Source organism: Cobetia sp. Ld8, assembly GCF_045066615.1.
GTDB lineage: Bacteria > Pseudomonadota > Gammaproteobacteria > Pseudomonadales > Halomonadaceae > Cobetia > Cobetia amphilecti.
Genome location: NZ_JBISHF010000009.1, coordinates 337,387 through 358,985, shown reverse-complemented (window position 1 = coordinate 358,985; position 21,599 = coordinate 337,387). Strand labels below are relative to the sequence as shown.

Here is a 21,599-nt window from a genome sequence, read left to right as displayed (position 1 = left end):
CAACCAAGGCATCGCAAAGGAGATTCGCGTCGCCCTTCAGCCAGACGGCATCAGACGCCGGCCATCAGCCGCGACAGACCTGCGCCGAACACGGACAGCGGCCCCTGCAGGTGCATGATGTCCACCAGCACTGAAACGGGCGGCAGCCAGGGCGTCATGGCGGCAATCACCGCCACCATCGCCAGCGAGTTGCCCGGCTCACGATAATCGAACAGCTTGAAGGCGGTGCCGAAGCTGCGCTTCAGGCGTGCGCCGACCATGTCGACGCTGTACATCTCATCGAGCAGCAGGTGGATCATGGCGCCGAACAACAGGGCCGCGCCCTGCCACCAGGCCTGCTCTTCACTCTGACCCAGCACATGCAGGCTGGCGGCCGTCACGCCCAGCGAGCACAGCAGTGACGCCAGCAGCGAGTGCCAGATGCCGCGATGGACGGTGAAGCGCTTGAAGATGGCGCTGGCCACATAGCGCACGCCCAGATAGGTAGCGCCGCCGGCCATCATCAACGGCCCCGCCAGCAGGCGGTCCTGCAGCAACAGCACGCAGGCCATGGTCGCCAGTACCGCAAACAGCGTGAACAGGATACGGATGGCACGCGAGTTGTCGGAGTCGATATCCGGCAGGATACCGCCGAAGGTGGTCAGGCTCGCCAGCGGAACCCCCTCCGCCAGCGACCACAGGCCGCCCTGCCAGCCCGCCGCCGCGACGATGCCGCCGGCAAAGGCCGCTACGGTGATATGGGTACGAAAATTGGCCATGAAATACGGGTCGCGAGCCCTCGACGATGTCACTGGACCAGACGCCACACGCTGGCACTGGATATACGTCCAGATTATGACGCAAGCATTTCATGAAAAACAATGGCTTGTCCGAGTTAGTACGTACCGCCGCCGCCGCTGCCTTCAACGTTTGGAAAAATCCGGCCCCACAACGAGCACTCCCCCGCCAGCCGGAGCCAACGGGGGAGTGATCATTTCTGCGTCTGCCAATCTCCGCAATGGAGGTTCAGTCAGCGTAGTCTTCGGCCAGATGCTGATCCTTCAGCTTGACGTAGTTCACCGCCGAATAGGTGAAGAACTCACGCTCACTGTCCTTGATGGGGCGCAGTGCCTTGGCCGGGTTGCCGGCATACACATGCCCGCCCTCGAGGCGCTTGCCCGGCGGCACCAGCGCACCCGCCGCAATGATGACTTCATCTTCCACCACCACGCCGTCCATCACGATGGCGCCCATGCCGACCAGCACGCGGTCGTGAATGGTGCAGCCATGCAGCACGGCCTTGTGACCGATGGTGACGTCATCGCCGATTTCCAGCGGGTAGCCGCCCGGATTGAAATCACTGGCGTGGGTGATATGCAGTACCGCGCCATCCTGCACGCTGGTACGCGCACCGATGCGGATACGGTGCATGTCGCCACGAATCACCGCCAGCGGCCATACCGAGCTGTCATCCCCGAGGGCGACATCACCCAGCACCACACTGGCCGGATCGACGAAAACCCGCTCGCCCAGTCGCGGCGTCAGGCCCTTGAAGGATCTAATGCTCATGCCTTACCTCCTGAATTAGGCAACCAGCCTACTGCGCCAAACACCGGGATGCCAATAGCGCAACAGCCTGACTCGCGTTGCGATGTTTTCGACACCCCGTCCCGACGCCCCGCTTGCAGGCTCGCCATGCCCCACGCATCGCGCCACGCCGCGCGCCGACTCAACGCCAGATTTACGTACCGATTGCGCAGGCGCGCTTACTTGAAGAAGCTCCAGCCCAGCACGACGACGACCAGCGGAATCGAGATCCAGCGCAGCACCCAACGCCAGGTGCGGAAGAAGCCACGCGAGGTGCCGAGGCCTGCCAGCGCACGATTCTGCGGCATCACCCAGGCCGCGAAGATGGCGATCAGCAACCCGCCGATCGGCAGGAAGAAGTCCGGCGGAATCGTCGTCACCGCATCGAAGACATTCATCTCGCCCAGCACGTGCACGTCCTTGAGGCTCGAGAAGGACAGCACCGACAACAGCCCCATCGCCCATACCGAGACACCGACCACCAGTGCCGCGTGGCGACGCTTGAGGCCCCAACCCTCCAGCACCTCGACGATGGGCTCGGCGATGTTGATCGAGCTGGTCCAGGTCGCCAGCAGCAACAGCAGGAAGAACAGCGCCAGCAGCACGCTGCCGCCCGGCAGATTGGCGAAGGCGATCGGCAGGCTGACGAACATCAGGCCGGGGCCGGAGGCCGGGTCCATGCCCTGGCTGAAGACCGCCGCGAAGATGGCGATCCCTGCCAGCAGCGCCACGCCGATATCCAGTGCCGCCACGGCGATCGCGGCCGTCGGCAGACTCTGGCGCTCCGGCATGTAGGCGCCGTAGGCCATCAGGGCACAGGCCCCGACCGCCAGAGTGAAGAAGGCATGCCCCATGGCATTGAGCATCACGTCCAGCGTGATGGCACTCGGGTTGGGCATGAACAGCCAGTTCAGCGCGGGGCCGAAGCCGGGCGTGCTGATGCTGTAACCGGCCAGCGCCAGCAACAGCACGTAGAGCAGCGGCATCATCAGGTTGTTGAGGCGCTCGAGCCCGGAAGAGATGCCGGCGGCCACCACGCTCATCGTCATCAGCATGAAGACGGTGTGGTTGAAGGTCATCGTGACCGGGTCTTCCAGGAAGGCACCGAAGGAGGCGCCGATCTCCGGCGGACTCATGCCGCTGAAGTCACCCTTCAGCGAATCGACCAGATACTCGATCGACCAGCCCGACACTACCGAATAGAACGACAGGATGAAGAACATGGTGATGGCGCCGAACAGCCCCAGCCAGCGCCAGTGCGGGGTGCGCCCACCGCTGACGGCCAGATGGGCCAGCGCCTGCATCGGTCCGCGACGTCCGGCGCGCCCGATCATGATCTCGGCCATCATCACCGGCAGGCCCAGCAACAGCACGAAACCGATATACAGCAGCAGAAACGCGGAACCGCCGTTCTCGCCGGTCATGTAGGGGAAGCGCCAGATATTGCCCAGCCCTACGGCGGCGCCGGTCACGGCCAGAATGAAGGCTCGGCGACTGCCCCAGCGTTCGGTGGTTTCGCTCATGTCTGCTCTCGTGGTCTCGGTATGGGGGAAGGATACGGGCCCCACTCAGGGGCAAGGCCAGCAAGATAGCAGCCGTACCGGCCTCGGCCAATGCGACATGCGCGTGGCAACGCCCGCCTATCGAGGCGATAGATTGAATAACACGCGCCAAGGCCTCACATTCTAGGTATCCCCGCGGCAGCGGTGACGCCGTTTTCACGGCGCAATCGATGCGCAAGTTCTCCTTTACCGCTTACCGCTGCCGCCCACCCGAATGACGCGAGGTACATGATGTCGATCAATCCCCTGCTGGAACGCAATACCCTGCCCCCCTTCGACACCCTCAAGGCCGAGCACGTCGAGGACGCGATCAGCGAACTGCTGGAGCACAACCAGCAGGAGATCGAACGCCTGATCGAGGCCACCCGCGATGACACGCGCTGGGACAACTTCGCCGCGCCGCTGGAAGCGCTGGGCGATCGCCTGAGCCAGGCCTGGTCGCCGGTCTCGCACCTCAACTCGACCATGAACTCGCCCAAGCTGCGTGAGGCCTATCAGGCCTGTCTCGCCAAGCTGTCGGCCTACTCCACCTGGGTGGGTCAGAACAGCGACCTAGCCGCGGCCTATCAGCGCCTCGCGGACAGCGATGAGTTCGCAAGCCTCGATGAAGCCCAGCAGAAGGCGATCACCAACAGCCTGCGCGACTTCCGTCTCGCCGGTGTCGACCTGCCGCAAGACAAGAAGCAGCGTTACGGCGAGATCCAGGCGCGCCTGTCCGAGCTCTCCAACACCTTCTCCAACCATGTGCTGGATGCCACCCAGGCCTGGCACAAGGATGTCGGTGAAGAGGCACTGGCGGGCGTACCGGAAAGCGGCCTTGAAGCGCTCAAGGCCAATGCCGAAGCCAAGGGCCTGGAAGGCTATCGCATCACTCTGGACTTCCCGAGCTTCTTCCCGGTGCTCAGCTATGCCGACAACCGCGAGCTGCGCGAGGAGGTCTACACCGCCTTCGTCACGCGCGCCTCGGAGAAAGGCCCCAACGCCGGTGAGTTCGACAACGGCCCGGTGATCGAGGAAATTCTGGCCCTGCGTCAGGAGCTGGCCGCGCTGATCGGCTTCGACGACTACGCCTCGCTGTCGCTGGCGACCAAGATGGCCGACTCGCCGGCGCAGGTCATCGCCTTCCTGGATGACCTCGCCACCCGCGCCGTGCCGCAGGCGCGTGAAGAGTTCAACGAGCTGGCGGCCTACGCCACCGAGAGCCTCGGCATCGACGACCTGCAGCCGTGGGATGTCGGCTATGCCAGCGAGAAGCTGCGCGAGTCGCGCTACGCGATCAATCAGGAGCAGCTGCGTCCCTACTTCCCGGCGCCGCAGGCCATCGACGGGCTGTTCGAGGTCGTCAATCGCCTCTACGGCATCACCTTCAAGCAGCGCGAAGTGCCGGTCTGGCACGAGGACGTCAGCTACTACGAGGTGATCGAGAATGACACCCCGATCGCCGGCTTCTATCTCGATCTCAACGCGCGTGAAGGCAAGCGAGGCGGTGCCTGGATGGATGAGTGCCGCGTCCGTCGTCGCCGCGAGGATGGCAGCCTGCAGTTGCCGGTCGCCTACCTGACCTGCAACTTCACCCGCCCGGTGGGCGATCGCCCGGCACTGCTGACCCACGATGAAGTGGTCACGCTGTTCCACGAGTTCGGTCACGGCCTGCATCACATGCTGACCCGCCAGGAAGTCGCCGAAGTCTCCGGCATCAATGGCGTGGCCTGGGACGCCGTCGAGCTGCCCAGCCAGTTCATGGAGAACTTCTGCTACGAGCGTGAAGGGCTGGATCTGATCGCACGTCACGTCGACACCGGCGAGCGCCTGCCGGATGACATGCTCGAGCGCCTGCAGGCAGCCCGCAACTTCCAAGCGGCGATGACCATGGTCCGCCAGCTGGAGTTCTCGCTGTTCGACTTCCGCCTGCATCATGAGCTCGACAAGCCGTCGGCCAGCGATGTCCAGGCATTGCTCGACGAGGTGCGCAGCAAGGTCGCCGTGGTGCCGGCGGTCGAGTTCAATCGCTTCCAGAATGGCTTCAGCCATATCTTCGCCGGCGGTTACGCCGCGGGTTACTACAGCTACAAGTGGGCCGAGGTGCTGTCGGCAGACGCCTTCAGCGCCTTCGAGGAAAGCGCGGTCTTCGATACCGCCACTGGCCAGCGCTTCCGTGACGAGGTACTGGCTCGTGGTGGCTCGCGTGACGCCGCCGAGCTGTTCCGCGCCTTCCGTGGCCGTGACCCGCAGGTCGATGCCCTGCTGCGTCACTCCGGCATCGGTGCCCAGGCGGCCTGATCTCGCCCCGTCTCGTGATGGCGCAAGCCTGACCACGAGCTGCTGACCATGCGCCCCTGACCTTTACCGGTCGGGGGCGTATCATATGGCGCATCATCCGCCCGAGGCGGGATTGCCAGACCTACCCTGACCCTGACTGGAGGCACCATGTCTACCATCAAGCGCTTCATCGCCGGTGCCGTCTGCCCGCGCTGCGGAGCAATGGACCGCCTGCGCACCTGGGAGCAGAACGAGACCCGCTACCGTGACTGCGTGTCCTGCGACTTCTTCGAACAGCAAGCCATCGAGGAACCGCCGACCCTCGCCGAGATTTCCACGCGCGTGAGCGACCCCCGCGAGACGCCGGCGAGCGATGAGGTTCAGCCGGTGCGCATTCTGGACCCCGGCAAGCTGCACTGACATCTGCTGTATCGTTGTGACATGAAAAAGCCCCGCCTATTGGCGGGGCTTTTTCATGTCATCTCGGCAGGATGATCAATTGATCACAGACCAGACTACCGCAGATCTGTCGACCGCAGTTCTGTCGACCATCGTTCAGTCGACCACACATCAGTCAACTACACCGCAGGCGACGCGCGAGCCGCCACCGCCCAGCTTGGGCGTATCGGTGTAGTTGTCACCGCCGGAGTGGATCATCAGCGCATGGCCGCTGAGATCGCTTTCCTTGAGGCGCGGTGCCAGCACCGGCAGCGAGATCTTGCCATCGGCATCGACGCTCAGCGCCGGAAGGTCACCGAGGTGGCCATCACCGTAGGGGCCCTGGTGGGTACCGGTCTCTTCTGGATCGAAGTGGCTACCTGCCGCGGCGGCGGCGACGGTCTCGCCATCCTTCTCGGCCGGTTCGCAGCTGGCATTGGCATGCAGGTGGAAGCCGTGGATGCCGCTCTCGAGCCCCTCGATCTTCGGCGTCAGCAGCAGACCATCATCGGTATCCTCGGCCATGACACTGCCGACGGACTCACCGACGCCATCACTGCTGACGCGATGCATTTCCACCTCGGTGGCGGCCTGGGCGACGCCGCCGAACAACCAGGCGCCGAGCGCCAGCGTCGCGGCGGTCTTGAGGGGCTTTCTGGACGAGGTCGTAAAGGATGCCGTGTGCTGTGTCTCGTGATTCATGAGCAATCTCTCCATCACTGAGGCCGGCGTCACTGCCGACGCCTTGAGTGGCTTGCGGGCCGCTGTCACAAGCGGCTACCCGTCAGACCTCAGGGCGAGCGACGTCACATTCAATGCCGCTCTTCCAATTACTTGTCGCGCACGCCCGGCAGGCATGCCTCAACGAGAAGAGATCCCCAGATTTTCCAGCACCTTGAGACACGGCTCGGCCTGATTGAGGGTATAGAAGTGCAGGCCCGGCGCACCGCCATCCAGCAGACGCTGACTCATGCGCGAGATCACCTCGGTGCCGAAGGCCCGAAGGCTCTCGCTGTCATCGCCATAGCTCTCGAGCTGCCGGCGGAGCCAGCGCGGGATGTCCGCCCCGCAGGAATCGGAGAAACGCGCCAGCCGGGTGTAGTTGGTGATCGGCATGATCCCCGGGATGATCGGCTGCTGGATGCCGGCGGCACGCGCGCGCTCCACGAAGTGGAAGTAGGCATCGGCATTGAAGAAGTACTGGGTGATGGCGATATCGGCGCCGGCCTGCATCTTGCGCGCGAAGTTCTCGAGATCGCTGTGGTAGTTGTCGGCCTGTGGATGGCACTCCGGATAGGCCGCCACCGCGATCTCGAAGTGATCACCGGTCTCCTCGCGCACGAATTCGACCAGCTCGTTGGCGTAACGCAGCTCGCTGCGCGAGCCCATCCCGGAGGGCAGGTCCCCGCGCAACGCCACCAGGCGCTTGACGCCCTGCTCGCGATATTGCGCCAGGATCTCGCGCAGCTCGCCGCGGTCACTGCCGACACACGACAGGTGCGGCGCGGTGCAGATGCCGCTGGCGCTGACCGACTGCACGGTGTTGAAGGTGCGCTCGCGCGTGGAGCCACCCGCGCCATAGGTGACGGAGAAGAACTCCGGCTCCAGCGCCGCCAGCTGATCGCGAACCCTCTTGAGCTTTTCACGCCCGGCCTCGGTATTCGGCGGGAAGAATTCGAAGCTGATCCCTGACGGATGTTCGCTTGCACTCATGGGGCGGCCCTCGTGGTCGTCGTGTCCGGCATTGATGTCGTTATCGCCGCACACTTCGCGGTGCGCGTGCAGCAATACACGTCCGGCGCGTCACGCCACCGCCCCTGTACTGCATGTCGAGCATTCTGACCGCCGCCGCCGACCCCGGCCAATGAAAGGTTTTCGCCTCAACTTCAATACCATTCATATAAGAAAATGCGTGTTTATAACCATTGCTGACAGTGGCGTCCTGCCCCTCAGTCCTGCCCCTCGCCAGCCGCGCAACCACGCGATCCACAGCCGGATCAAGGAAAGGCGCAATGAGCGACATTCATGGGATGACGCTGACAGGGGCCACACGGCATGATGAGCCAAAAGGACAATGACGCTTCACAAGGAACCGTGATGGACCACATCGATCTGCAGCAACCGCTCTGGATGCTGATCACCTTTGTCGCCCTCGGCGCCCTCTGTGCACGCCGCCTCGCGATCGACCCGCGCCCCATCGCCACCTTGCTGATCTACGTGATCGCGCCGCTGACCTTCTTCCGCGGGCTGGTGCTCGGCGAGCCATCGCTGAGTGATCTGGGCCTGACGCTGGGACTGTTCTCGCTGGCCAGCAGCATCTGCCTGCTGGTGCGCCCGCTGGCCGCGAAGTTCTTCCCGCCGCAGGAAGCCGCCCTGCTCGCCTTCTCCTCCGGCACCGGCAATACCGGCTACTTCGGCCTGCCGGTCGCGATGCTGTTGCTGCCGCCGGAAGGCGTGACCCAGTACCTGTTCTGCCTGCTCGGCATCACGCTGTATGAGTTCACGCTGGGCTTCTACGTCAGTGCGCGCGGGCAGTTCTCGATGCGCCAGAGTCTGGTCAAGATCGTGCGTCTGCCGCTGATCTACGCCTTTCTGGCCGCTCTGCTGGTGGGGACCCTGGGGCTTGAGGTACCGGGGGCGGTGATGGAGGGACTCGACTACTTCAAGTACAGCTACACGGTGCTGGGCATGATGATCATCGGCATGACGCTGGGCGGTGTCAGCCTGCGCGAGATCGACCCGCGCTTCATTCTGGCCGCGACCGGTCTGCGCTTCGTGATGTGGCCGCTGCTGAGTCTGGGCAGCGTGATGCTGCTGGGCAGCCTGTTCGCCCTCGACCCGGTGCTGGCGCAGGTGTTGCTGCTGCTGGGGGTGGTACCGATGGCCGCCAATGTGGTCGTGCTGGCCATCGAGCTGAATATCCAGCCGGCCAAGGGCGCGATCGCGGTGATGCTGACCACCCTGGCGGCGCCGCTGATCATCCCGCTGTACCTGTCATGGATGCTGGCGATCAGCGGCCTGGGGTGAGGTTCAGGCGCCAGCCATCTCGGGCGTGACGGCGTCGGGCGTCGCGGCCGGCGCCGGACGCGGCATCAGATGGCGCGGCGCCGTCTCGATGATCTGACCCTGCCAGTCGATCAGGTGCAGCGCGCCTTCGGCATCTTCCGCCAGCGCGGTGCAGTGCTCGACCCAGTCGCCGTCGTTGCAGTAGAGCACGCCTTCCTCGACCCGGAAGCCCGCCTGGTGGATATGCCCCCCGACATAGCCATCCAGCCCTTCGAGACGCGCCTGACGCATGGCGGCTTCCTCGAACTGGGCCACATAGCGCTGGGCGGTGCCGCTACGACGCTTGAGCGCGCTGGCCAGCGACCAGTACGGCAGCCCGAACATGCCACGCGCGCGATTGCACCAGCGATTGAGCGACAGGATGAAGCCGTGCATGCCATCGCCCAGCTTGAGCAGCCACGGCGCGATGCGCACATGGGTGTCGAATTCGTCGCCGTGGGAGACCAGCAGGCGACGACCGCTGCCAGTGGTATGGATCGCGCGCCGCTCGATGCTCACGTTGTGCAGCTTCAGGCCGCACAGGCGACGGAAGGCGGCATCATGATTGCCGGGAATGTAGATGACCTCACAGCCACTGCGCGCCAGACGCAGCACCCGCGCCACCAGCGCCTGCTGGTCCTTGTCGAGCACCGCACGCTTGCGCATCGCCAGCAGGTCGACGATATCGCCGACCAGATACAGGCGTTCGGGGCGCACGCGACGCAGCAGCTTCGCAAGCAGCGCCGCCTGGCAGTCCGGGGTCCCCAGATGCACATCGGAGATGAACAGCGTGCGAACCTGACCGAGAGCGTCGGAAGCAGGCGGCATTTCAGCACGGGAAGCCGATTGCGGAGCGGTCATGTCAGTCACCTCTGGGTTGCCAGGCGGAATCGACAGGCGAGGCCCAGATGGCTCCTGTCGTTGCCCAGCAAGACTGAGGGGAGGCGATGACATACCCGTAACAGCGACATGAAAAAGCGATGACAGCCATTGCCATCAATCACTTGCAGCATGAATGAAGGGAAGATCGCGGGCTTTCTCACGCCTGGGGATCGTTGGCGCCCGCCATGGCCCGCCGCCGAGCGCGCTTCTGACGATACATGCGGTCGTCCGCGATATGGATCAGATCATCGACATCCACATCGCCCTGCAATACCGGGTCGTGGGTGACGCGCCCGATGCTCACCTCGACCGGGAAGGGGATTTGCTGCTCCAGGCGTTGCTCCTGAAGATGGCGCATCAGCTGGGTCGTCGCCTGCTGGCTGGCCATATCACAGGCTCCGGGCATCACGACCAGGAATTCATCGCCGCCCAGGCGGCATGCCAGCCCGTCTTCACCGGCCGCCTGGGCGACACTCCGGGCCACCAGCTGGATCAGGCGATCCCCCTCGGCGTGCCCGAAGCTGTCGTTGACGTGCTTCAGGCGATCGACATCCACGAACAGGATTGACACGCATTGCCGAGTGCTCGTGCTCTCGGCCAGCATCCGCTCGAGAAAATCAAAGCCGAAACGGCGATTGGGCAGCCCCGTCAGCAGATCATGATTGGCGCGGTATTCCAGCTCGTTCTGCTGGGTGAGCAGCTGCTGATTCATCTGCTGCAATTCGTCATTGCGAGCTTGCAGTACACGTCGCAGTGCCACCGTACGCCGGAAGGTAGTACTGCGTGCATGCGCCAGTGCTGGAGCAATGATCATCGTCGCCAGCGTATATGCTCCGCCGGCCCCGACAAGATCCGTCAATTGCAAAGGGCTCAGCCACAGGAAGATGGGGATGTAGCAAAACATCAACGGCAAGCTGCTGACCAACTGATAACGCCAGCCCCAGACCAGCCATGCCGGCATGGCAATCAGCATGCAGGTCGAGAAGCTCAGATTCCATAGCGACAGCGTGATGGCATCCTCGATCATCGATGCCCCGAAACAGAAGTACAGATTGGCGCAGCTGGCACCGAACAACACGATATCATCTGGTCGCCGGGGATCGTTCCTCAGCAGCGCGAGGCATGTCAGGCACACGCCGAGCAGCAGGAATCGTCCGACCCAGAGCGTCGGCCAGGCATTGGGGACCTGGAAATAATCAAATAGCAGAAAACACGCCAGTCCCGCCATGGCGAACAGCACGAAGGTATGGTTGAGGCGCGCACGAAAATGGCGTGACTCATCATCCTCGGTTTCACGGCGGGGCAGCAGACGTTCCTGAAGCGACACGGCACTTCCTCTCTGGCAATCAAGGCACCTGCTCATGCTACACCGCGTGGTGGCCTCGCCGTACTGGTGCAGAGGGTTGATCTATAAACGCTACTTCGGTGCAGCCCCCCGCCAGAAAGGCAAAAGGCCCCATGGCTGACATGAGCCACGGGGCCTTTTCTATCGCCATCAGGTGCCCATTTCAGCTCTCGTGGGGCTTGCGCTGGCAGGCTTTGACTCAATGCTTGTCGTGTGGCTCTTCCGGGTGGCAGCGATCTCCGACCACCGCGGTCACCAGCTTGCCGATGCTCAACCCCTGCACGAGGATCGAGAACAGCACGATGATGTAGGTGGTGACCACCAGCGGCTCGCGGAAGTCGCCTTCGGGGATCGCCAGTGCCAACGCCACCGAGATGCCGCCGCGCAGGCCGCCCCAGGTGAGCACGCGCGTGGTGCCGGGGCGGAAGGTGTACCAGCGGCGCAAGAGGCTCAGCGGGAGGCCGATCAGCGCCAGGCGCGAGAGCAGGATCACCGCCACCAGCACCAGCGCGATGCCGATCGAGGTCAGCGTGATCGGCATCAGTACCAATTCGAGGCCGATCAGCACGAACAGCACCGCGTTGAGAATCTCGTCGACCAGTTCCCAGAAGCCGTCCAGATAGCGGCGGGTGTTGTCGGACATGGCGCCATCACGCGCCATGTTGCCGATGATCAGCCCCGCCACCACCATCGCGATGGGGCCGGAGACATGCAGCGCCGAGGCCAGCGCATAGCCGCCCAGCACCAGCGCCAGACTCAGCATCACCTCGACCTGATACTGGTCGATGCTGCGCATCAGCTGGTAGACCAGCGCGCCCAGTGCCAGCCCGAGCAGGATGCCGCCGCCGGCTTCCTCGAGGAACAAGAGCCCCATGTGGCCGAGCTCGACCTCGCCGCTGCCGGCCGACGCCGCACTCAGCAGCGCGGTGAACAGCACCACCGCCACGCCATCATTGAACAACGATTCGCCGACGATGCGGATTTCCATGTCGGCAGGCGCGCCGGCACTGCGCATGATGCCAAGCACGGCGATCGGGTCGGTGGGCGAGATCAGCGCACCGAACACCAGGCAATACAGGTAGGGCACCTCGATACCGGCCCACTGGAACAGCCACCAGGCGGCGGAGCCGATCACCAGCGTCGAGATCAGCACGCCCAGCGTGGCCAGCAGACCGATGGAGCGCCGATAGGCCTTGAGGCGCGAGAGGTCCACGTGCAGCGCGCCGGCAAACAGCAGGAAGGACAGCATGCCGTCCATCAGCAGGCTGTTGAAATTGATGCGCCCCAGCCAGTCTTCCGCGGTATCGGCCACGACGGTGGTCACCGCGAAGTGATCGAGCCCGATCACGCCCAGCGACAGCACCAGGCCGATGGCCATCACGCCGATGGTCGGCGGCAGGCGCAGAACGCGATGATTGAACCACATGCACACGGCAGTGATGGTGATGAACAGTGCAGCGAGATTGAGCATCCGAAAACGGTCCTTTGCAGTGGCGCCGATACCCCTGATGGCATGACGTCCTTGTCATTCTTTCCAGTTCTTCTGTCGCGTGAGCGGCCGAGTGGCTGTCTGAGCTGAGCGTGACTGTCCAGAGCGGCTCATGGCTACCAGTACGGAGCGCGGCTACCAGAGATCGCCGTGGCGTTCACGGTGGCAGAGATAGAGACGCAGCTCGAACTCACGCTGATGATACTCCGGCTGCATGTGACAGCAGAGCCGGTAGAACGCCTTGTCGTGGGCCTTCTCGCGCAGATGCGCCAGCTCATGCACCACGATCATGTTGAGCAGCGGCTCCGGCAGGCGACGGAACAGCGACGAGATACGGATCTCGTTCTTGGCCTTGAGCTTGTTGCCCTGCACCCGCGACACGAAGGTGTGCAGCCCCAGGGCGTTGTCGATGACGTGAATCCGGTCGTCGTAGATCACCTTGCTGATCGGCGCCGAGCTGCGCAGATACTGATTCTTCAGCGCCATGGTGTAGTCATGCAGCGCCCGCGCACCCTGCAGCTGATGAGGCTCGGGATACTTGCCGAGAAAGAAGGCTGCCGTCTTGCCCGACGCCAGCAGTTCACTCGCCTGCTGTTGGATCTCGGGGGCGTAGCCCTTGAGATAGCGTAGATCAGCCACTGGGCATCTCTCCTGTTGCTGTCCGAAGGAGGGCCAGAGACAAGAAAACCCGCCGAGGCGGGTTTTCTTGTCATGGCGCCGAAAGCGAGGGGCGAGACGTCCGCCACCTGCCAGGCCTGTCGAGCTGGCGGATTTACAGGCCAGCGGCAGCCTTGAGGCCAGCGGCACGGTCGGTCTTTTCCCACGGGAAGGCGGTGAAGGTTTCGGTCTTCTGCTCGCCGCTCACGTCGGTCCAGCTGTAGCTGTGCTCGAACGGCTCACGACCGAAGTGGCCGTAGGCAGCGGTCAGCTGATACATCGGGTGCGCCAGGTCCAGCATGGTAGTGATGGCGTACGGACGCAGGTCGAAGTGCTCGCGCACCAGCTCGACGATCTTGGCATCGCTGATCTTGCCGGTGCCGAAGGTGTTGATCGAGACGGAGGTCGGCTCGGCGACGCCGATGGCGTAGGAGACCTGGATCTCGCACTTGTCGGCCAGGCCGCTGGCGACGACGTTCTTGGCCACGTAGCGACCGGCATAGGCGGCGCTGCGGTCGACCTTGGACGGGTCCTTGCCGGAGAAGGCACCACCACCGTGACGGGCCATGCCGCCGTAGGTGTCGACGATGATCTTGCGACCCGTCAGACCACAGTCACCCACAGGGCCACCGATGACGAAGTTGCCGGTCGGGTTGATGTGGTATTCGGTGGTCTCGGACAGCCACTCGGCCGGCAGCACCTGCTCGATGATCTCGCGCTTGACCATCGCGCGCAGGTCTTCCTGGGACACTTCCGGGTCATGCTGGGTCGACAGCACGACGGCTTCGACGGCGACCGGCTTGCCGGCTTCGTCGTAGCGGAAGGTGACCTGGCTCTTCGCATCCGGACGCAGCCACGGCAGCATGCCGTTCTTGCGCAGTTCCGCCTGACGCTCCACCAGACGGTGGGCGTAGTGGATCGGCGCCGGCATGAAGGAGTCGGTCTCGTTGGTGGCGTAGCCGAACATCAGGCCCTGGTCGCCCGCGCCCTGATCTTCCGGCTTGGTGCGATCGACGCCCTGGGCGATATCGATGCTCTGCTTGCCGATCAGGTTGAGGACACCACAGGTCTCGCCGTCGAAGCCGACGTCGGAAGAGGTATAGCCGATATCGGTGATGACACGACGTACCAGCTCCTCGAGATCCACCCACGCGCTGGTGGAGATCTCACCGGCCACGATGGCAACGCCTGTCTTGACGAGCGTTTCGCACGCCACGCGTGCCTGCTTGTCGCGCGCGATGATGGCATCGAGCACGGCGTCGGAAATCTGGTCGGCAATCTTGTCCGGATGCCCTTCGGACACGGACTCGGATGTGAAGAGTGAGTATTCGCTCATTGGTCCTCGACCCTCTTTTCGGATGCGGGGATGATTCGGCCACTGACGGCAGACTGCGTTGACGACCGAGTAGAAACACGCTTGTGGCGCACGATGAAGCTCAACACGGGCGGTTGAGCCTCGGGGGGGCGAGTTTACACGCCACTTATGTGAGTTCCTAGCGCAATGGGGCCCGTGGGGCCGTCCAATCGAGACCTTTTTGCGACAAGCGCTGCACACAGGGTAATAAGCCGTTGCCACCTTTGGACGAGCGTACATCCCGGATGCGATTTGCCGCGCCCTGTCATCTCGGTGACAATACCCGCCCGGAGATCACGCTCGGACGCGAGTCCGCGCGTACAAGGTTCACGCGACGCACTGTCCTTTCCGGCGCACTGTTTCAGGCGCACAGTCCTGAAGGAGACCCAGGCAGCAGCATGCCCTGGCTCTCGGGATGCACTGAGCGTCCGGCGCAGCACGCCGTGATTCATTGCCCCACTCTTGACGCCCGCAGGCGAGGAGCTACTGCATGCCTTCCCGTTTTGACCTGGCCAACGCCATCCGTGCACTTTCCATGGACGCCGTTCAGAAGGCCAAGTCTGGCCACCCCGGCGCCCCCATGGGCATGGCCGACATCGCTGAAGTGCTCTGGAACGACCACCTCAAGCACAACCCGGCCAACCCGAACTGGGCCGATCGTGACCGCTTCGTGCTGTCCAACGGCCATGGCTCCATGCTGCTCTACTCCCTGTTGCACCTCTCGGGTTATCAGCTGAGCCTTGAAGACCTGCAGAACTTCCGCCAGCTGCACGCCAAGACCGCCGGTCACCCGGAATACGGCTACGCGCCGGGCATCGAGACCACCACCGGCCCGCTGGGTCAGGGTCTGGCCAATGCCGTCGGCATGGCGATCGCCGAGAAGACACTGGCGGCGCAGTTCAACCGTCCGGGTCACACCGTTGTCGACCACACCACCTGGTGCTTCCTGGGTGACGGTTGCATGATGGAAGGCATCTCCCACGAGGTCGGCTCGCTGGCCGGCACCCTGGGTCTGGGCAAGCTGATCGCCCTGTATGACGACAACGGCATCTCCATCGATGGCGAAGTCGAAGGCTGGTTCACCGATGACACCGCCAAGCGTTTCGAGTCCTACGGCTGGCACGTCGTCTCCAACGTCGACGGCCACAAGCCGGAAGAGATCAACGCCGCCATCGCGCTGGCCAAGAGCCACGACGACAAGCCGAGCCTGATCATCTGCAAGACCGTGATCGGCTTCGGCTCCCCGAACAAGGAAGGCACCGAGTCCTGCCACGGCGCGCCGCTGGGTGATGACGAAGTCGCTGCCACCCGCGAGAAGCTGGGCTGGACCCACGCGCCCTTCCACGTTCCGGAAGACATCTATCAGGGCTGGGACGCCAGCGAGCGCGGCGCCAAGCTCGAGAGCGACTGGGATGCGCGCTTCGCCCGTTACGCCGAAGCACACCCGGAACTGGCCGCCGAGTTCACCCGTCGCCTGGAAGGCAAGCTGCCGCACGCCCTGACCAGCGAGAAGATGATCGAGGATGCCCAGGCCGCCGGCGACAGCCCGGCCTCGCGCAAGGCGTCCTTCGAGTGCCTGAACCAGCTCGGCCCGCAGCTGCCGGAACTGCTCGGCGGCAGTGCCGACCTGGCCCCGTCCAACCTGACCTTCTGGAAGGGCGCCCAGGCGATCACCCGCGAAGACTTCAGCGGCAACTACCTGCACTACGGTGTGCGTGAGTTCGGCATGGGCGCGATCATGAACGGCGCCGGTCTGCACGGCGGCTTCATCCCGTACGGCGCGACCTTCCTGATCTTCATGGAATACATGCGCAACGCCGTTCGCATGGCCGCCCTGATGGGTCAGCAGGCCGTCTACGTCTTCACCCACGACTCCATCGGTCTGGGCGAAGATGGCCCGACGCACCAGCCGATTGAACAGCTGACCAGCCTGCGCACCACGCCGAACCTGTCCACCTGGCGTCCGGCGGATGCCGTGGAGACCGCGGCGGCGTGGGATGCAGCCATCAAGCGTCACTCCGGCCCGACCGCGCTGATCCTGTCGCGTCAGAACCTGCCGCACCAGAACCGCGACAAGGCCCAGCTGGCCAACATCAGCCGTGGCGGTTACGTGCTGAAGGACGCCGCCAACGGCCAGCCGGAAGTGATCCTGATCGCCACCGGCTCCGAAGTCGGCCTGGCGATGGATGCCGCCGCCGAGCTGGAAGCCGCCGGTCGCGCCGTGCGTGTCGTGTCCATGCCGGCCACCGACCTGTTCGATGCGCAGGACGCGGAATACCGCGAATCCGTGCTGCCGTCTTCCGTCACCGCACGCGTGGCGATCGAAGCCGGTCATCGTGACTACTGGTTCAAGTATGTCGGCCTGAACGGCGACATCATCGGCATGGAGACCTTCGGGGAATCCGCGCCGGCTGGCGACCTGTTCAAGCACTTCGGCTTCACGGTCGAGAACGTGGTCGAACGCGCCAACAAGCTGCTGGGCTGATCACCGCCTGACCCACCCCGTCGATGACGGAGCGGGATGCAGATCGACGCCGCCGCCTCCCGCTGGGAGCGGCGGCGTTTTCGTCTGTGCGACACTCGGGGAGCCCTCAAGCGTCACCGGCTGTCGCCTGTAGTCGACGTGGCTCACACGAGTCGCGGCTTGATGACACGATTCATCCTGCATGAGCGGTCATTCTCCGGCGATCATGCCCACGACAGACAGCGCAGACGGCGACTACACAACCCCTCCAGTTGAGTAGTGTGACTACGTGTCCTTAGACGAAAAAAACCAGAAATCAGGCGCTTGCGCGCCTTTCGCTCCCTCCGCCCAGCAAAGCGATGCGCTACCATGGACCCCCTGAAAAACACTCGGAACACGACATCCTTGAACCACCAGCCGCCTCTGCCCACCGCCGACGCTCCCCAGGGAGACAAGGTGTCCCGACGCCAGGGAAACGCTCCCTTGCGAGTGGCCATCAATGGCTACGGACGCATCGGTCAGTGTGTGCTGAGAGCGCTGGTAGAACGTGAAGCACGCGGTGAGGCACTGCCGCTGGAAGTGGTCGCGATCAACGAGCTGTCAGATCTGGACACCATCACCTATCTGACCCGCTACGACACCACCCACGGCCGCTTCCCCGGCACGGTGGAACAGCGCGACGGCCAGCTGGTCGTCAACGGCCATGCGATCAGCATCCTGTCCGAGGCCAATCCAGATTGCCTGCCCTGGCGGGCATTGGGGATTGATCTGGTGCTGGAGTGCTCCGGCAGCTTCAAGGACCGCGCCACCGCCGAGCGGCATCTGGCGGCGGGCGCCGACCGCCTGCTGTTCTCCCAGCCCGGCGATACCGACGCCGATGTCGATGCCACCATCGTGTGCGGCATCAACCAGTCGGCGCTGGCCCCCGCCGAAACGGGACAGGCAGGCAGCGGCATGCGCATCGTCTCGGCGGCGTCGTGCACCACCAATTGCCTGATTCCGATTCTGACGGTGCTGGAAGAGGCCTTCGGACTGGAGCGCGGCGTCACCACCACGGTGCACTCGGCGATGAACGACCAGCCGGTGATCGACGCCTACCATCAGACGGACCTGCGCCTGACGCGCTCGGCGATGAGTTCGATCGTGCCGGTGGATACCGGCCTGGCCAAGGGCATCAACCGCCTGATGCCGCACCTGGAAGGACGCTTCGAATGTCTGCACCTGCGCGTGCCGACCATCAACGTGTCCTGCATGGACATGTCCATCGAAGTGAAGCGTGACGTGAGCGCGGATGAGGTCAATGACCTGCTGCGCGAGGCCTGCGCACAACGCCTGCAGGGCCTGATGGGATTGAGCGAGGAGCCGACGGCTTCCATCGACTTCAACCACGATCCGCGCTCGGGTATCGTGGATGCGACCCAGACCCGTGTTGCCGGCGGCCGGCTGATCAAGATGCTGTGCTGGTTCGACAACGAATGGGGCTTTGCCAATCGCATGCTGGACGTCGCCACCCATTGGCACGCCTGCGAGATGACAACGCCTCTGGCGAGGGAAGCTCTCTCCACCGATTCACGACCAAGGAACCCGTCATGAACGTGCAAACGATGACCGCCCTCGACCTGTCCGGAAAGCGTGTGCTGATCCGCGAAGATCTCAACGTGCCGATCCGCGACGGTCAGGTGACCAGCGACGCGCGCATCCGTGCCAGCCTGCCGACCATCAAGGCGGCACGCGACGCCGGCGCACGCGTGATGCTGATGAGTCATCTGGGCCGCCCCACCGAGGGTGAGCCGGAAGACCAGTTCTCGCTGGCACCGGTCGCGGCACATCTGGGCGAGCTGCTGGGCAGCCCGGTGCGCCTGATCAACGACTACCTCGACACGGCACCGGATGTCGCCGAAGGCGAGGTCGTGCTGCTGGAGAACGTGCGCTTCAACAAGGGCGAGAAGAAGGACGAGGAATCCCTGTCCCGCGCCTACGCCGCGCTGTGCGATGTCTACGTGATGGATGCCTTCGGCACCGCGCACCGTGCCCAGGCCTCGACCCATGGCGTGGCACGCTTCGCACCGGACGCCTGCGCCGGCCCGCTGCTGGCCGCCGAGCTGGAAGCCCTCGAGAAGGCACTCGCCGCACCGCGTGCGCCGATGGTCGCCATCGTCGGTGGCTCCAAGGTCTCCACCAAGCTCGACGTGCTCCAGGCGCTGTCCGACAAGTGCCATCAGCTGATCGTCGGTGGCGGCATCGCCAACACCTTCATCGCGGCGGCCGGTTACAACGTCGGCAAGTCCCTCTACGAGGCTGACCTGCTCGATACCGCTCGCGCGCTGATGGACAAGGTCGAGATCCCGCTGCCGACCGACGTCGTCGTCGCCACCGAGTTCTCCGACAAGGCCGAAGCCGTCGTGCGCGCCGTCGCCGACGTCCAGGACGACGAGATGATCCTGGATATCGGTCCGGAGACCGCCTCGCGCTTCGGTGCGCTGCTCAAGGACGCCGGCACCATACTGTGGAACGGCCCGGTCGGCGTGTTCGAGATCGAACAGTTCGCCAACGGCACCGAGCAGCTGGCGATGGCCATCGCCGAGAGCGACGCCTTCTCCATCGCCGGCGGTGGCGACACCCTGGCGGCCATCGACAAGTACGACGTCGAGTCGCGCGTCTCCTACATTTCTACCGGTGGCGGCGCCTTCCTCGAATATGTGGAAGGCAAGGTACTGCCGGCCGTTGCGGCATTGGAAGCCGCAGCAAGCTGAACCCGCCTGTGTCCTCATTGGCGCAGGCTTAGAGTCACGGCCACAAGGTCGCTCCCCGTCAGCTGACGGGGGGCACCCGACGCTTCTCCACTCGATTCCTCAAAAAGACAGGTGATGTCATGGCATTGATCAGCATGCGCCAGATGTTGGACCACGCAGCCGAGTACGGATACGGCATCCCGGCGTTCAACGTCAACAACCTCGAGCAGATGCGCGCCATCATGGAAGCCGCCGATCACACCGATTCTCCGGTGATCGTCCAGGCCTCCGCCGGCGCACGCAAATACGCGGGCGCGCCGTTCCTTCGCCACCTCATCCTGGCTGCGGTGGAAGAATTCCCGCATATCCCGGTGGTCATGCACCAGGATCACGGCACCTCGCCGGCAGTCTGCCAGCGCTCCATCCAGCTGGGCTTCAGCTCGGTGATGATGGACGGCTCGCTGGGCGAAGACGGCAAGACCCCGACTAGCTACGAATACAATGTCGATGTGACCCGTCGCACCGTCGAGATGGCCCACGCCTGTGGCGTGTCCGTCGAAGGCGAACTGGGTTGCCTCGGCTCGTTGGAAACCGGCATGGCCGGTGAAGAAGACGGCATCGGCGCCGAAGGCAAGCTGGACCACGACCAGATGCTGACCGACCCGGAAGAAGCCGCCGACTTCGTCAAGAAGACCCACGTCGATGCCCTAGCCATCGCCATCGGCACCTCCCACGGCGCCTACAAGTTCACCAAGCCGCCGACGGGTGACACCCTGTCCATCCAGCGCATCAAGGAAATCCACGCCCGCATCCCCGAGACTCACCTGGTGATGCACGGCTCTTCCTCCGTGCCGCAGGACTGGCTGGAAATCATCAACGAATACGGCGGCAAGATTCCGGAAACCTACGGCGTGCCGGTCGACGAGATCGTCGAAGGCATCAAGCACGGCGTGCGCAAGATCAACGTCGACACCGACCTGCGTCTGGCCTCTACCGGTTCCATCCGTCGCTTCATGGCGCAGAACCCGTCTGAATTCGACCCGCGCAAGTACCTGAAGGAATCCGTGAAGGCGATGCGCGACATCTGCATCGCCCGCTACGAAGCCTTCGGTGCCGCCGGTCATGGCAGCAAGATCGACCCGATCAACCTCGAAGCGATGTTCGAGCGTTACAACCGTGGCGAGCTGGACCCGAAGATCAACTGATCGGGCGGCGCCCGCCAAGGTCTCCCTGCCCGCACGCGAGCAGGCAGGGAATGAAGAGAAAGGCGGCCCTTCGGGGTCGCCTTTTTTATGCGCCTCAGGGTGCCAGCCTCTCGCGCACGCAGGTATCCTTTCGAGATTCCGTTTGGCATTGATCATTCATCACCGTATCGCAGGAGACATCATGGCCTCGCTCAAGGATCAACTGTCCGGGCTTGTCTATTCCACCGAACATGGCGCAACCTGCCCTGAGTGTCGGCGTGCCGAAGCCGAGTGCGAATGTGCCGACCTCGCCGAGCGTGAACGCCTGGCAAGCCTCGATGGCGTGGTGCGTATCCGTCGCGAGACCAGCGGTCGCAAGGGCAAGGGCGTGACCACCGTGAGCGGGATTCCGCTCGCCGAGAAGGAACTCAAGGCCCTGGCCAAGACTCTCAAGCAGCGGTGCGGCACTGGCGGCAGCCTCAAGGATGGCATCGTGGAGATCCAGGGCGATCACCGCGAGACGCTCAAGGCTGAACTCACGCGGATGGGCTATACCGTCAAGCTGGCCGGTGGCTGAACGCCTGCTGCGCGCACCTTTGCCTTCCATCTCGCTGCACAAGGG

Annotated in this window: 18 protein-coding genes; 8 read left to right on the top strand and 10 right to left on the bottom strand. The window is 64.0% G+C overall.

Features of this window, described 5'->3' with window-relative positions; genetic code table 11:
- Positions 1 to 50 precede the first annotated feature (50 nt).
- From ACJJV2_RS17770 to ACJJV2_RS17760, 3 genes are all read right to left on the bottom strand, one after another.
- A complete protein-coding gene (locus tag ACJJV2_RS17770; protein ID WP_279833849.1) occupies positions 51 to 758 on the bottom strand; it encodes a metal-dependent hydrolase in 708 nt (235 codons plus the stop codon).
- A gap of 247 nt (positions 759 to 1,005) precedes the next feature.
- The gene (locus ACJJV2_RS17765) at positions 1,006 to 1,548 is read right to left on the bottom strand and encodes a gamma carbonic anhydrase family protein (RefSeq protein WP_153636693.1); all 543 of its coding nucleotides are present in this window, start codon (positions 1,546 to 1,548) and stop codon (positions 1,006 to 1,008) included.
- A gap of 197 nt (positions 1,549 to 1,745) precedes the next feature.
- Entirely contained in the window at positions 1,746 to 3,089 is a 1,344-nt protein-coding gene (locus tag ACJJV2_RS17760; RefSeq protein WP_153636694.1) for a sodium-dependent transporter, read from the bottom strand.
- Positions 3,090 to 3,359: 270 nt separating this feature from the next.
- On the opposite strand from ACJJV2_RS17760, the gene prlC reads away from it, so the two are divergent.
- Together prlC and ACJJV2_RS17750 are read left to right on the top strand one after the other, a co-directional pair.
- Positions 3,360 to 5,408 carry an oligopeptidase A gene (gene prlC / locus ACJJV2_RS17755; RefSeq protein WP_405282435.1) on the top strand — a complete coding sequence of 683 codons (2,049 nt, stop codon included), beginning with the start codon at positions 3,360 to 3,362 and terminating at the stop codon, positions 5,406 to 5,408.
- 147 nt (positions 5,409 to 5,555) lie between these two features.
- Complete coding sequence (locus ACJJV2_RS17750) at positions 5,556 to 5,807, top strand: YheV family putative zinc ribbon protein (protein ID WP_043335719.1); 252 nt, start codon at positions 5,556 to 5,558, stop codon at positions 5,805 to 5,807.
- Positions 5,808 to 5,957: 150 nt separating this feature from the next.
- On the opposite strand, the gene sodC is transcribed toward ACJJV2_RS17750, so the two are convergent.
- Both sodC and metF read right to left on the bottom strand, forming a co-directional pair.
- Positions 5,958 to 6,527: a superoxide dismutase [Cu-Zn] SodC gene (gene sodC, locus ACJJV2_RS17745; RefSeq protein ID WP_405282433.1), complete on the bottom strand. Its 570-nt coding sequence runs from the start codon at positions 6,525 to 6,527 to the stop codon at positions 5,958 to 5,960.
- A 159-nt stretch (positions 6,528 to 6,686) separates the two neighbouring features.
- On the bottom strand, positions 6,687 to 7,538 hold the full coding sequence (metF, locus tag ACJJV2_RS17740; protein WP_405282431.1) for a methylenetetrahydrofolate reductase [NAD(P)H]: 852 nt from the start codon (positions 7,536 to 7,538) through the stop codon (positions 6,687 to 6,689).
- A gap of 384 nt (positions 7,539 to 7,922) precedes the next feature.
- Here metF and ACJJV2_RS17735 point away from each other — a divergent pair, with 384 nt between their 5' ends.
- Positions 7,923 to 8,852, top strand: coding sequence for an AEC family transporter (locus tag ACJJV2_RS17735; RefSeq protein WP_054556323.1), 930 nt, complete (start codon positions 7,923 to 7,925; stop codon positions 8,850 to 8,852).
- Positions 8,853 to 8,855: 3 nt separating this feature from the next.
- Here the strand turns inward: ACJJV2_RS17735 and ACJJV2_RS17730 are convergent, their stop codons facing one another.
- From ACJJV2_RS17730 to metK, 5 genes are all read right to left on the bottom strand, one after another.
- Positions 8,856 to 9,731, bottom strand: a complete 876-nt coding sequence (locus tag ACJJV2_RS17730; protein WP_405282428.1) for a UDP-2,3-diacylglucosamine diphosphatase — start codon at positions 9,729 to 9,731, stop codon at positions 8,856 to 8,858.
- A 178-nt stretch (positions 9,732 to 9,909) separates the two neighbouring features.
- The gene (locus ACJJV2_RS17725; protein ID WP_405282426.1) at positions 9,910 to 11,079 is read right to left on the bottom strand and encodes a GGDEF domain-containing protein; all 1,170 of its coding nucleotides are present in this window, start codon (positions 11,077 to 11,079) and stop codon (positions 9,910 to 9,912) included.
- 217 nt (positions 11,080 to 11,296) lie between these two features.
- A complete protein-coding gene (locus ACJJV2_RS17720) occupies positions 11,297 to 12,568 on the bottom strand; it encodes a cation:proton antiporter (protein ID WP_405282424.1) in 1,272 nt (423 codons plus the stop codon).
- A gap of 153 nt (positions 12,569 to 12,721) precedes the next feature.
- Positions 12,722 to 13,225, bottom strand: a complete 504-nt coding sequence (locus tag ACJJV2_RS17715) for a M48 family metallopeptidase (RefSeq protein WP_043335730.1) — start codon at positions 13,223 to 13,225, stop codon at positions 12,722 to 12,724.
- A gap of 133 nt (positions 13,226 to 13,358) precedes the next feature.
- Positions 13,359 to 14,579 carry a methionine adenosyltransferase gene (gene metK, locus ACJJV2_RS17710; protein WP_043335733.1) on the bottom strand — a complete coding sequence of 407 codons (1,221 nt, stop codon included), beginning with the start codon at positions 14,577 to 14,579 and terminating at the stop codon, positions 13,359 to 13,361.
- 508 nt (positions 14,580 to 15,087) lie between these two features.
- Between metK and tkt the strand changes: the two genes are divergently transcribed.
- The 5 genes from tkt to ACJJV2_RS17685 all read left to right on the top strand — a co-directional run bounded on the left by tkt (position 15,088) and on the right by ACJJV2_RS17685 (position 21,554).
- Positions 15,088 to 17,082, top strand: a complete 1,995-nt coding sequence (gene tkt, locus ACJJV2_RS17705) for a transketolase (protein WP_043335737.1) — start codon at positions 15,088 to 15,090, stop codon at positions 17,080 to 17,082.
- A 435-nt stretch (positions 17,083 to 17,517) separates the two neighbouring features.
- Positions 17,518 to 18,654: a type I glyceraldehyde-3-phosphate dehydrogenase gene (locus ACJJV2_RS17700; protein WP_405282421.1), complete on the top strand. Its 1,137-nt coding sequence runs from the start codon at positions 17,518 to 17,520 to the stop codon at positions 18,652 to 18,654.
- Positions 18,651 to 19,814, top strand: coding sequence for a phosphoglycerate kinase (locus ACJJV2_RS17695; protein WP_405282418.1), 1,164 nt, complete (start codon positions 18,651 to 18,653; stop codon positions 19,812 to 19,814). Before ACJJV2_RS17700 ends, ACJJV2_RS17695 begins: the two co-directional genes overlap by 4 nt.
- Positions 19,815 to 19,933: 119 nt before the next feature.
- Positions 19,934 to 20,998 carry a class II fructose-bisphosphate aldolase gene (fba, locus tag ACJJV2_RS17690; protein WP_043335741.1) on the top strand — a complete coding sequence of 355 codons (1,065 nt, stop codon included), beginning with the start codon at positions 19,934 to 19,936 and terminating at the stop codon, positions 20,996 to 20,998.
- 181 nt (positions 20,999 to 21,179) lie between these two features.
- The gene (locus tag ACJJV2_RS17685) at positions 21,180 to 21,554 is read left to right on the top strand and encodes a translation initiation factor Sui1 (protein WP_043335744.1); all 375 of its coding nucleotides are present in this window, start codon (positions 21,180 to 21,182) and stop codon (positions 21,552 to 21,554) included.
- The last annotated feature ends 45 nt before the right edge of the window (positions 21,555 to 21,599 follow it).

Excerpts from the sequence above, each read along its gene's own strand:
- ACJJV2_RS17770 (WP_279833849.1), bottom strand. The coding sequence starts at position 758 with ATGGCCAATTTTCGTACCCATATCACCGTAGCGGCCTTTGCCGGCGGC.
- ACJJV2_RS17765 (WP_153636693.1), bottom strand. The coding sequence starts at position 1,548 with ATGAGCATTAGATCCTTCAAGGGCCTGACGCCGCGACTGGGCGAGCGG.
- ACJJV2_RS17760 (WP_153636694.1), bottom strand. The coding sequence starts at position 3,089 with ATGAGCGAAACCACCGAACGCTGGGGCAGTCGCCGAGCCTTCATTCTG.
- prlC (WP_405282435.1), top strand. The coding sequence starts at position 3,360 with ATGTCGATCAATCCCCTGCTGGAACGCAATACCCTGCCCCCCTTCGAC.
- ACJJV2_RS17750 (WP_043335719.1), top strand. The coding sequence starts at position 5,556 with ATGTCTACCATCAAGCGCTTCATCGCCGGTGCCGTCTGCCCGCGCTGC.
- sodC (WP_405282433.1), bottom strand. The coding sequence starts at position 6,527 with ATGAATCACGAGACACAGCACACGGCATCCTTTACGACCTCGTCCAGA.
- metF (WP_405282431.1), bottom strand. The coding sequence starts at position 7,538 with ATGAGTGCAAGCGAACATCCGTCAGGGATCAGCTTCGAATTCTTCCCG.
- ACJJV2_RS17735 (WP_054556323.1), top strand. The coding sequence starts at position 7,923 with ATGGACCACATCGATCTGCAGCAACCGCTCTGGATGCTGATCACCTTT.
- ACJJV2_RS17730 (WP_405282428.1), bottom strand. The coding sequence starts at position 9,731 with ATGACCGCTCCGCAATCGGCTTCCCGTGCTGAAATGCCGCCTGCTTCC.
- ACJJV2_RS17720 (WP_405282424.1), bottom strand. The coding sequence starts at position 12,568 with ATGCTCAATCTCGCTGCACTGTTCATCACCATCACTGCCGTGTGCATG.
- metK (WP_043335733.1), bottom strand. The coding sequence starts at position 14,579 with ATGAGCGAATACTCACTCTTCACATCCGAGTCCGTGTCCGAAGGGCAT.
- tkt (WP_043335737.1), top strand. The coding sequence starts at position 15,088 with ATGCCTTCCCGTTTTGACCTGGCCAACGCCATCCGTGCACTTTCCATG.
- ACJJV2_RS17695 (WP_405282418.1), top strand. The coding sequence starts at position 18,651 with ATGAACGTGCAAACGATGACCGCCCTCGACCTGTCCGGAAAGCGTGTG.
- fba (WP_043335741.1), top strand. The coding sequence starts at position 19,934 with ATGGCATTGATCAGCATGCGCCAGATGTTGGACCACGCAGCCGAGTAC.
- ACJJV2_RS17685 (WP_043335744.1), top strand. The coding sequence starts at position 21,180 with ATGGCCTCGCTCAAGGATCAACTGTCCGGGCTTGTCTATTCCACCGAA.